11 protein-coding genes and 1 pseudogene are annotated in these 10,364 nt (G+C 71.8%); 6 read left to right on the plus strand and 6 right to left on the minus strand.

Going from position 1 to position 10,364, the window contains the following annotated elements; translation table 11 throughout:
* Positions 1 to 147, minus strand: a pseudogene (locus R6V09_RS35495) (RpiR family transcriptional regulator); the annotation flags it as partial.
* Positions 148 to 202: 55 nt separating this feature from the next.
* On the opposite strand from R6V09_RS35495, the gene R6V09_RS35500 reads away from it, so the two are divergent.
* Positions 203 to 577 (plus strand): hypothetical protein, encoded by a 375-nt coding sequence (locus tag R6V09_RS35500; protein WP_317885577.1) that lies wholly within the window; start codon positions 203 to 205, stop codon positions 575 to 577.
* The gene (locus R6V09_RS35505) at positions 574 to 840 is read left to right on the plus strand and encodes a DUF4031 domain-containing protein (protein ID WP_317885578.1); all 267 of its coding nucleotides are present in this window, start codon (positions 574 to 576) and stop codon (positions 838 to 840) included. The genes R6V09_RS35500 and R6V09_RS35505 overlap by 4 nt, the downstream gene beginning before the upstream one ends.
* Before the next feature lie 13 nt (positions 841 to 853).
* Here the strand turns inward: R6V09_RS35505 and R6V09_RS35510 are convergent, their stop codons facing one another.
* Complete coding sequence (locus R6V09_RS35510) at positions 854 to 1,921, minus strand: GNAT family N-acetyltransferase (RefSeq protein WP_317885579.1); 1,068 nt, start codon at positions 1,919 to 1,921, stop codon at positions 854 to 856.
* Positions 1,922 to 1,997: 76 nt separating this feature from the next.
* A complete protein-coding gene (locus tag R6V09_RS35515) occupies positions 1,998 to 2,660 on the minus strand; it encodes an HD domain-containing protein (protein WP_317885580.1) in 663 nt (220 codons plus the stop codon).
* 44 nt (positions 2,661 to 2,704) lie between these two features.
* Between R6V09_RS35515 and R6V09_RS35520 the strand changes: the two genes are divergently transcribed.
* Together R6V09_RS35520 and R6V09_RS35525 are read left to right on the plus strand one after the other, a co-directional pair.
* Positions 2,705 to 3,385 (plus strand): maleylpyruvate isomerase family mycothiol-dependent enzyme, encoded by a 681-nt coding sequence (locus R6V09_RS35520; protein ID WP_317885581.1) that lies wholly within the window; start codon positions 2,705 to 2,707, stop codon positions 3,383 to 3,385.
* A 126-nt stretch (positions 3,386 to 3,511) separates the two neighbouring features.
* Positions 3,512 to 4,204, plus strand: a complete 693-nt coding sequence (locus R6V09_RS35525) for a copper homeostasis protein CutC (RefSeq protein WP_317885582.1) — start codon at positions 3,512 to 3,514, stop codon at positions 4,202 to 4,204.
* Positions 4,205 to 4,217: 13 nt separating this feature from the next.
* Here R6V09_RS35525 and R6V09_RS35530 read toward each other — a convergent pair whose 3' ends face one another.
* Complete coding sequence (locus R6V09_RS35530; RefSeq protein ID WP_317885583.1) at positions 4,218 to 6,281, minus strand: HelD family protein; 2,064 nt, start codon at positions 6,279 to 6,281, stop codon at positions 4,218 to 4,220.
* Positions 6,282 to 6,561: 280 nt separating this feature from the next.
* Between R6V09_RS35530 and R6V09_RS35535 the strand changes: the two genes are divergently transcribed.
* Positions 6,562 to 6,744 carry a hypothetical protein gene (locus R6V09_RS35535; protein WP_086022036.1) on the plus strand — a complete coding sequence of 61 codons (183 nt, stop codon included), beginning with the start codon at positions 6,562 to 6,564 and terminating at the stop codon, positions 6,742 to 6,744.
* 31 nt (positions 6,745 to 6,775) lie between these two features.
* On the opposite strand, the gene R6V09_RS35540 is transcribed toward R6V09_RS35535, so the two are convergent.
* A complete protein-coding gene (locus R6V09_RS35540) occupies positions 6,776 to 8,419 on the minus strand; it encodes a DNA repair helicase XPB (protein WP_317885584.1) in 1,644 nt (547 codons plus the stop codon).
* Positions 8,420 to 8,505: 86 nt separating this feature from the next.
* Between R6V09_RS35540 and R6V09_RS35545 the strand changes: the two genes are divergently transcribed.
* Entirely contained in the window at positions 8,506 to 9,006 is a 501-nt protein-coding gene (locus tag R6V09_RS35545) for an NUDIX hydrolase (protein ID WP_317885585.1), read from the plus strand.
* 81 nt (positions 9,007 to 9,087) lie between these two features.
* On the opposite strand, the gene R6V09_RS35550 is transcribed toward R6V09_RS35545, so the two are convergent.
* Positions 9,088 to 10,364, minus strand: a 1,277-nt coding sequence (locus R6V09_RS35550) for a helicase C-terminal domain-containing protein (RefSeq protein ID WP_317885586.1), incomplete at its 5' end; no start/stop codon positions are given.

Here is a 10,364-nt window from a genome sequence, read left to right on the forward strand (position 1 = left end):
GCCGGCCGGGTCGGCGGCGACGGTCTCGGCGACGCGCTGCATGGAGCGGGTCATGGAGGGGGCGAGGGTGCGCACCTTGGCGGCCAGGGCCGCGGGTGGCGTTCTCCCGGAACCGTTTCCGAAAATTTCCTTCACTTCCTGGGTCACCTTTGAAAGATATTTTCGGGGCGGTGGTCCGGTCAAGAGTGCGCACAATGGGTGCATGGACCCCAGTACCGATCCCATCAGCCCCCTGGAGCAGGCGTTGCACGCGGCACGCGCGCTCGTACTCGCCGATCTGGCCGCGCGCGAGGTCGTGGCGGCGGACGTGGTGTCGATGGTCGAGGAGTCCGTCGTGCAGCGGCGGTGGTGGGTGGAGCAGTGGCCGGAGGGTGTCGACTACGTGGCCGGCCTGGTCGCGCAGGACGTGCAGGACGCGCTGCTGGAGGCGTACGGGCGCTGGCCGCTCTGCCCGGTCTGCGCGGCCGGCGACCCGCACGCCCTGGAGGTCGAACCTGAGCTCGGACCCGACCCGCACTGGGTGTGCCACAAGGCGGGCGTGAAGGTCGCCGCGCTGGGAAACCTGGGTTCCCTGTGACCGTGTACATCGACCCGCCGGCCTGGCCGGGGCACGGCCGCCTGTGGTCGCATCTGGTCAGCGATGTCTCCTACGACGAACTCCATCTGTTCGCCGAGGAGTTGGGGGTGCCGCGGCGGGCCTTCGAGCGGGATCACTACGACATCCCGTCGCATCGTTACGCGGACGCGGTGGCCGCCGGCGCGGTGGAGGTCAGGAGCCGGGAGGTGGTGCGGCTGCTGACGGCGGCGGGGCTGCGCCGGCCCAAGGGGCGGGACCGGTAGGCCGGTTGGCCGGTCAGCCGCCGAGTTCGTAGATCAGGCCCTCGTCGTCCTCGCCCGCCTGCTTGAAGCCCACGCGTGAAACGACCGCCTGGGACGCCAGGTTGTCGTGCTCGACGGTCGCCAGGACGGTGTGTACGTCGTCCCTGGCCAGCGCCCAGCCGGTCAGTGCGCGCAGCGCCTCCGTCGCGTAGCCCTGTCCGCGCGCGCCCTCCACCAGGTCGTAGCCGACCTCGGTGCGGCCCTCCTCGTCGGGTACGGAGTGGAAGCCCATGCCGCCGATCGCGCGGCCGTCCTCCTGGCGGACCAGGGCGAACACCCCGAACTCCGGGCGGTGCAGGCCTGCTTGGTACGCCTTCGTCATGAAGGTCGCGGCCTCCCGGGTGCCCTGGAAGGGGCCGCCGGGGATCCACTCGAAGCCGCCGTCGCCGCCGTTGACCAGGTCGGCGGCGGCTGCCGGGTGGACGCCCTCCAGGGTGAGGCGTTCGGTGGGCAGGACCAGGTTGTTGTGCCAGCGCCACCCGGTGACGGGGGCGCGGCCGGGGAGGTTGCCGCGGCCGGTCGCCCAGAGCAGGGTGCGCCAGGGGTCGGCGCCGGGGCGGATGTGCGGGAAGATCCGGGTGAGGACGAACTCGGCGAGTTCCCGGGCCGGTTGGTAGGTCAGCCCCAGCCCCTCGGCGATGTCGTGGGTGTGCACCAGCACCTCGGCGGTGCCCATCGCGGCGAAGCCCTCGCGGTTGGCGCTGCGGAACGGGAGCGGGTGGAAGGCGCGCACCTCGCGCGGGGTGGTACGGACGGTGGCGGAGAGGAGGGCGCCGGTCGCCCCGATCACCTCCAGGACACCGGAGTTGTCGGTGCCGTCGTCCAGAGCGATGTCGAAGGGGAGGTACGCGTGCTGTGCGCGCCCGGCCAACTGGCCCGCGTACGAGATGAGATCACTGGCGATGTGCTCGGCGGTGCGGCGGCAGCTCCACTCCAGGCGGCCGGCCCGCACGCCGTCCCAGTCCCGTTCCGTCGCCGTGCTCAGCAGTGCGAGACAGCTCGCGACGGCCTCTTCCACCTCTAGTGCACCCGTGCTCCCCATGCCGGGGAGCATACGGGCCGCCACCACGACCCGCCGAGATTAAGACTTTCACCACTCGCCTTCGTCACCCGGTTCCTCACCCGGCACTCGGGTCCGCCGAGCCCAGCAGCGCCAGTTCCCCCGTCAGGTTGTAGCGCGCCGTCGCCTCCCACTCCGCCACCCCGTAGGCCGTCCTGAACAGCCGCGGCAGGGAGAGGAGTTGGCGCAGGATCGCCGAACGGCCCTCCCGGAAGGCGTCGTTGGGCACGAAGTGGTACTCCTCGCGGACCGCGGCCGTGTACGCGGCGTACGCCGACGGCGGCGCGGCCAGGATCGCGAGGTCCGCGTCGCACAGCACCATGCCGTCGCGGTCGTCGTCGGCGGGGGCGTGCGTGACGGTGAGCCGGACCAGCCGGGCGACCTCGGCCGTCTTCGCGTCCGGCACCCCGGCCTCGGCCAGCGCCCGCTCGGCCAGCCGCGCCGACCGCTCCTCGTTCTCGGAACGGTCGGGCAGATAGACCGCGTCGTGGAACCAGGCCGCGAGACGTACGACGTCCGGGTCGTCGGCGTACTCCGCCAGCACGTCGACGTGGTCCAGGACCGCCGTGAGGTGGGTGAGCGTGTGGTAGTGGCGTTGTGGCTCCCGCCAGCGGGCGAGGAGATTCTCCGCGTACGGCGCGGGGTCGGGTCCGCCGCCGGGTGCCCGGGCTCCTTCGAGAGCACGGGTCCAGCGGGCGCGAAGGGCGTCGAGATCGGCCATGGTCCTTATTTTCCTCCCGTGGCCCCGCGCCTAGCGTGGGACCCATGACTTACGCCGACACGACACACGACGTACGCGACCCCGAACTGCCCGGACGGCTCCTCGCCGGCGAGCGCGACGCGCTGATTCCGCTGCTGCGTTCCCGCCCCGAGGAGGACTTCGCGCTGGCGACCGCCGCGTGTCCGGGCTGGACCGTGCGGGACGTGCTCGCGCACTGCTCGTCCGCGCTGATCCGGGTGGTGGAGCGCCGCTTCGAGGAGGGGGTGTTCTCGCCGGAGGCCAACGACCGGGACATCGCCGAGCGGGCCGACTGGAGCAACGCGCGGGTCGTCGACGAACTGGAGCGCGGGATGACCGAGGCAGGTGCGGTGATCGCCCGCGCGGACGGCGTGCTGGACGCGGTCGCGCTCGGTGAGTGGGTGCACGCAGGCGACGTACGGGACACCCTTGGCGAGCCCGGGGCGTATGGGGGCGAAAGGCTGGGGTCCGCTCTAACCCTTCTCGGCCAGGTGACCCGTCAGAAAGGGCACCTGCCTCTCCACGCCGACCTCGACGACCTGGACGATCCGCTGCTGCTGGGCGATGTGTCGGGCGAGCGGACCCCGGCCCGGTACATCGGCGACGCGGCCACGCTCGTACGGCTGTACTCGGGGCGTCCGGTGCCGGCCGGGGCGGGGTACGAGCTGGCGGGGGCGGAGCCGGCCGAACTGAACATCTTCGGCTGACGGCCGTAAGCCGCCGTTCGATGTTCGCCGTTCGCGGGGGTGATCTCGCGGCCCCCGACCCGTCCGCGTACCCTGAGATTGGACTAGACCTGTAGCCGCTCCAGGGAACACGACGGAAGGGGTCCTATGAGCACGCGTGCAGTCCTGGAGGTGATCGCCCTCGGCGCCGAGGACGCGATCGCCGCCCAGGCCGGAGGCGCGGACCGCCTCGAAGTGGTCACCGACATCGCGGCCGACGGACTGACCCCGCCGGTCGGGACCTTCGCCGCGATCCGCGCCGCCGTCGACATCGACCTGCGCGTGATGGTGCGCCTCGCGGACGGCTTCGCCGCGGGCGACGTGCGCCGGCTGGTACAGGTCGCCGGGGAGCTGCGGGGCGCCGGCGCCGACCAGTTCGTGCTCGGGTTCCTCGACCCGGACGGCCGCGTCGACCTGGACGCGGTGGAACGGGTCGTCGCCGAACTGGACGGCTGCGCCTGGACGTTCCACCGCGCGATCGACCGCGCCGCCGACCGCGACGCCCTGCGCAAGCAGCTCGCGGACCTGCCCGGACTCGACACCTACCTCACCGCCGGTTCGGCCGACGGCGTGGACGACGGCCTCCCCGAGCTGCTCCGCGAGGCGGCCCTGCGCGGCGAACCGGGCTACGAGCAGCGCATCCTGGTCGGCGGCGGCCTGCGCCTGGACCACGTCCCGACCCTGCTCGCCGCCGGAGTCGACGCCTTCCACATCGGCGGGGCCGCCCGGCCGGAGGGCTGGGGGCGGCCGGTGTCGGCGGCGGCGGTGGCCGAGTGGCGGACCGTACTGGACGGAGCCTGAACGGCCGTTCCTCTCAGGCGAGTTGGGTCGGCAGCGGTGCCGTGTGCGTCACGATCAGGCCCGACACCGCTCGGGTCAGGGCGACGTACAGGCGGCGCAGGCCGGTGCGTTCGTCCGGTTCGCCGTCGACCACGGCCCGCGGTTCGTCGAGGACCACGTAGTCGTACTCCAGACCCTTCGCGAGCGAGGCCGGGACCAGGGTCAGACGGGTGTCGACGGTCGTCTCCTCACCGGGGTCGATGTAACCGATGCCCGCCGCCGTCAGCGCCTCCGCCAGCGCGGGGATCCGGGCATCGGCCGCGATCAGGCCCGTCGAACCCTCGTTGCGCAGCAACTCCTCGCAGGCGGCGACCACTTCCGCCGTCCCGGCGGTCTCGCGGAGGTCGAAGAAGCCCGGGTTCTCACGGACCGAGGCGACTGGTGCGAGCCCCGGGGCGATGTGGGGGAGCAGCCGGGAGGCGTAGGTGATGACGTCCGTCGGTACGCGGAAACCGGCCGTCAACTCCTCGATCACACCGTCCGACTTGCCGAGGTGGGCCAGCGCCTCGTCCCAACTCCGGGTCGCCCAGGGCGTGGTGCCCTGTGCCAGGTCGCCGAGGACGGTCGCGGAACCGGTGGTGCAGCGCCGGCCCACCGCCCGGTACTGCATCGGGGAGAGGTCCTGCGCCTCGTCGAGCACCACATGCCCGAGCGAGTGCGTCCGCTGGACGATGTCGGTCGCCTCGTCGATCAACACCGCGTCCGCGGCGGCCCACTTGGCGGCCTTCACGCTCCGTACCGGCTTCGGCCAGAGGATCGTCTTCTGCTCGTCCTCGTCGAGGATCCCGGCCGCGTGGGCGGCGAGGAAGTCCGCGTCCGTGAGCAGCCGCAGCACCAGCTTCTCCGGCTCGACCGGCGGCCACACCGCCTTCACGACCGCCTTCACCGCCGCGTTGCGCGCCACGGCGTCCTGCACCCGGTCGTCCGGCGCCTCCCCCGACCGCTCCATCTGCACCAGCACGGCATGCGCGATGCGCTGTGGCAGAGCCTCGCGGGCGGCGCCGTAGCGGATGTCGCGGTCGAGCAACTCCCGGACGATGGCTTCGAGTTCGTACGCCGGGACCCGCCAGCGGCGTGAGCCGCGCACCACCATCACCGGCTCGGTCGGGATGCTCACATGCGAGTAGACGGCCTTCCGGAGGACCTCCGCCATCCGCGCGTCGCCCTTGATGACGGCGGCCGGTGCCTCGTCCGTGCCGCGCACCTCGACATGGGCGACCAGGTCGTCGACCGTGCCCTGGCGGACTGTCAACTCGCCCAGGGCGGGCAGGACTTGCTCGATGTAGTGGAGGAAGGACTTGTTCGGCCCGATGACGAGGGTGCCGGTGCGGGCGAGCCGCTCGCGGTGGGCGTAGAGGAGGTAGGCGACGCGGTGCAGGCCGACGGCGGTCTTCCCGGTCCCCGGACCTCCCTGCACGCACACCGTGCCGCCCAGCCCGCTGCGCACGATCTCGTCCTGCTCGGGCTGGATGGTGGCGACGATGTCGCGCATGGGGCCGACGCGGGGCCGCTCGATCTCCTGCTGGAGCAGCTTGCTGGTGGCGGCGGCCTCGGCCGGGTCCATGAGGTGCTCGTCCTCGTACGCGGTGAGCTCGCCGCCCGTGTACCCGAAGCGGCGGCGCAGCGAGATGTCCTGCGGGTTCTTCTTCGACGCCCGGTAGAACGGCTGCGAGACCGGCGCCCGCCAGTCGATGACCATGGGGTCGCCGTCGCCGTCGTGCACATGCCGGCGCCCGATGTAGAACTGCTCCCCCTCCGCGCCCTCCGCCTGCTCGGCGCCGGGTGCGTGCAGGTAGTTGAGGCGGCCGAAGAACAGCGGGGTGTCGCTGAGGTCGGCCAGCGCCTTGATGCGTTCGTCGATCTGGCGGGCCAGGACCTCGGCGTTGACCCAGTTCGCCGTGACGTCCTTGATGTCGAGGGACTCGACGTCCTCGCGCATGGCGCGCAGCGCGGAACGGGAGGAGGCGAGGTGGGTGCGTTCGCGGGCGAGCGGGTCGTCGAGGGGATCGCCGAGTGGGTCGGCGGTGGGCGTGGACAAGGGGGTGCCTCCGGAGGGCCTGCTGCGGCTGCTGAGCGCGAGCTGGGTGGGTGGTGCCGACCGGTTTCCGTCCGGGCGGCGGCACTCCCTGCGGGGAGGCGGGCAAGAGCGGAGAGTTTAGTGACGCGGGCCTGGTGAGGGCCAATTGTTTTTCGTCCCCTAGGGGACACCCCCTCCACCCGGCGGGGGAACGGGTCAGCCCGGAGGCGTACACGGGCGGCTTCGAGGTTGGCTCTCTGGACCGATGCCGACCTTATGTCCCAAGACGCACCATGGATTCATGAGCGCAGCAACCATCCATCCGGTCCCCGTCCGCCCGTCCGGTGCCACACCGGCGACCGGCGGCAGCCACCCCCATCGCCTGGGCAATGCCCTGCGCGCCATAAAAGTGTTCGCGGGCGCCGCGTTCAGCGTGGTCGTCCTCGGAGAGTACGGCGAGGAAGCGGGCATACGCCGTAAGTGACCGCGGGGGTCACTCACGGCTGCCCCCGGGCTCAGTTCTCCGCGAGGATCTCGTCCGCGTCCATGATCCGGTACGCGTAGCCCTGTTCCGCCAGGAAGCGCTGGCGGTGGGCGGCGAAGTCCTGGTCGATGGTGTCGCGGGCGACGACCGAGTAGAAGTGGGCCTTGTGGCCGTCGGCCTTGGGGCGCAGGACCCGGCCGAGACGCTGGGCCTCCTCCTGGCGGGAGCCGAAGGTGCCGGACACCTGGATGGCCACGGTCGCCTCGGGCAGGTCGATGGAGAAGTTGGCGACCTTGGACACGACGAGGACGCTGATCTCGCCCTCGCGGAAGGCCCCGAAGAGCTTCTCCCTTTGCGCGTTGGACGTCTCGCCCTTGATCACCGGCGCGTTCAAGTGCTCGCCCAGCTCGTCGAGTTGGTCGATGTACTGCCCGATGACGAGGATCTGCTGACCGGCGAAGCGACGCACGATCGCCTCCGTGACCTTCCGCTTCGTCGCGGTCGTCGCACAGAAGCGGTACTTCTCCTCGGCTTCGGCGGTGGCGTACGCGAGCCGCTCGGAGTCCGTGAGATTGACGCGCACTTCCACACAGTCGGCGGGCGCGATGTAGCCCTGCGCCTCGATCTCCTTCCAGGGCGCGTCGAACCGCTTCGGCCCGATGAGGGAGAACACGTCCGACTCCCGGCCGTCCTCGCGCACCAGCGTCGCGGTCAGCCCGAGCCGCCGCCGTGCCTGCAGATCGGCGGTGAACTTGAAGACCGGCGCGGGCAGCAGGTGCACCTCGTCGTAGAGGATCAGCCCCCAGTCGCGGGAGTCGAAGAGTTCCAGGTGGGGGTAGATCCCCTTCCGCCTGGTCGTCAGCACCTGGTAGGTGGCGATGGTGACGGGCCGGATCTCCTTCCGGGTCCCGCTGTACTCGCCGATCTCCTCCTCGGTCAGGGAGGTCCGCTTGATCAGCTCGTGCTTCCACTGGCGGGCGGAGACGGTGTTGGTGACGAGGATGAGCGTGGTCGACTTGGCCTGCGCCATCGCCCCGGCGCCGACCAGGGTCTTGCCCGCGCCGCAGGGCAGCACGACGACACCGCTGCCGCCGTGCCAGAAGTTCTCCACGGCCTGCTTCTGGTAGGGCCGCAGCGCCCACCCGTCCTCGTCCAGCTCGATCGCGTGCGCCTCGCCGTCGACGTACCCGGCGAGGTCCTCGGCCGGCCAGCCCAGCTTCAGCAGCACCTGCTTGATCTGCCCGCGCTCGGAGGGGTGCACGGCCACGGTGTCCGGGTCGAGCCGGTTGCCGACCAGTGGGGCGATCCGCTTCGAGCGCAGGATCTCCTCCAGCACCGGCCGGTCGGTGGTGGTGAGCACGAGCCCGTGCGCGGGGTGCTTGGACAGGGTGAGCCGGCCGTAGCGGTCCATGGTCTCGGCGATGTCCACCAGCAGCGCGTGCGGCACGGGATACCGGCTGTACTCGACCAGCGCGTCCACGACCTGCTCGGCGTCGTGCCCGGCGGCCCGCGCGTTCCACAGCCCCAGCGGCGTCACCCGGTAGGTGTGGATGTGCTCGGGCGCCCGCTCCAGCTCGGCGAACGGCGCGATGGCGCGCCGGCACTCGTCGGCTCGCTCGTGATCGACCTCAAGGAGCAGGGTCTTGTCGGACTGGACGATGAGGGGGCCATTCACGTACGTACACATCCCTTCCGCACGGCCAAACGTCAAGTGTGCACTACCGGCCGATGATCACGGCCTGCTCTGCGAGGGTGGGGCCCATGGGAGAGCTGGTGGAACGGGTGGACGAACAGGACCGGACGGTCGGGACGGTGGACCGGGGCGAGGCCATCGCGCGGCACTGGCTGCACCGCGTCGCGACGATCGTGTGCCGGGACGGGGCGGGCCGGTTCCTGGTGCACAGGCGGGCGGCGGACATGTCCCGGTTCCCGGGGCAGTACAACTTCCTGGTCGGCGGCGCCGCGGAGGTCGGGGAGTCCTACGAGGAGGCGGCGGCCCGTGAACTCACCGAGGAAACAGGGGTGGTGGTGCCGGTCCGGTTCGCCTTCAAGTACCTGTGCCGGGGCGTGATCAGCCCGTACTGGATGGGCGTCCACGAAGCGGTCGTCCGCACGGACATCACCCCCGACCCGGACGAGATCGCCTGGCACGCGTGGGTCACGGAGGACGAGTTGCGGGAGATGGCCCGGCGCCCGACGTTCGTGGCCGACTCCGTCGAGGCGCTCGACCGCTATCTGAGCCGGGGCGAGGCGGCTGTCTGAGCCGGGGCGAGTCGGCCCGGCCGACACCCTTCCGTGAAAAGTGTGTCACTTCCGGCGAAAGTGACACACTTTTTTCAGGACCTACCCCTCCGCCAGCTCGGCGACCCCCGTCACCCGGTGCAGCGGATACGTCCGCACCTCGTCCGCCGTGTGGTCGTACGCCGTGACGAAGCCGCCCTCCACGCGGATCGGTGCGATGACGCGCTGGCTGGCGGATCCCTCGGCGTTGACGTAACCGATCCACAGAGTGGAGCCGGTGAGGACGGCGGCCTGCATGGTGGCGAGGGTCTCGGCGGAGCCCGTGCGGGGGAGTTCACCGGCCGGGGCCGGGGTCGTCGACGGTTTCAGAGGGGTGGTGGAGGCGCGGTCGCCCGCCCTGATCGCCCGGATCGCCGCCGACAGGAGGGTCGTGTCTGGGGTCGGCGGGCCGTCCGGCACCGGTTCCGGAGCCGTACGGGGCGGGGTGCGGTGGGCATGGGCGCGGGTGATGACGACATCGCCCTCGGCGGACTCGGCGGCCGGCGCGAAGCCCATCGCCCGCAGCCCCTCCAGGAGCGCCGCCGGATCGGCCTGCGCCGCCAGCACGGTCGGCGCCAGGCGGCGCAGGCGCAGGCCCGCCGACCGTTTGTCCGCGAGGATCTCGCTGAGCACCGCGTCGTCGTCGCAGCGCACATACGCCGAGGCCGCGCCGATCCGCAGATGACCGTGTCTGCGGGCCACGTCGTCGATGAGATAGGCGAGAGGCTGCGGTACGGGCGTACGGGAGTGCGCGGTCAGGAAGTCGTGCAGATCGGAGGCCGAGCGGCCGGCGTCCAGGGCACGGCGCACCGAGCCCGGAGTGAAGCGGTACACCGTGGCACCGCCCTTCGACTCCACGTCCGCGAGCACGTCCAGCACATCGGCCAACGGCCGTTCCAGCGGACCGGGGGCCACCGCCGTCAGATCCGCCTGCAACAGGACATGGTCCAACGGGTCGGGAAGCAGCGGGGCGAGCAGCCGAGCGGCGGCGGCACTCGCCACGGCCTGCTCGGCCGGGGAGAGGGGCTCGGGGAGCGTGGGCGTCCGGTGGTGGACGGGGAGCTTGTCACCGGCATCGGAAGGCGTGTCCTTGGCCACCGCGCCGCCCGCCACCGCGCCCTTCGCCGCCGCAGCAGCGCTCCCCGGAGCCGTCCCCTTCGCCGCCCCCAGCAACGCCCGCCCCTGCCCCGACAAGGCCCCCCGCCCCGTCATCCCCAGCAACTCCGCCTCGTTCAGGGCCCAGCGGGCCAGGCGGCTGCGCAGGTCGTCGTCGGTTTGCGGCGCCGCACCCCCCGCCCCCCGCGGCGGACGTACCCAGCGCAGCCGGGCCAGCACCGATT

Origin of the sequence: Streptomyces sp. W16 (assembly GCF_033194735.1) — a bacterium.
Taxonomy (GTDB): domain Bacteria; phylum Actinomycetota; class Actinomycetes; order Streptomycetales; family Streptomycetaceae; genus Streptomyces.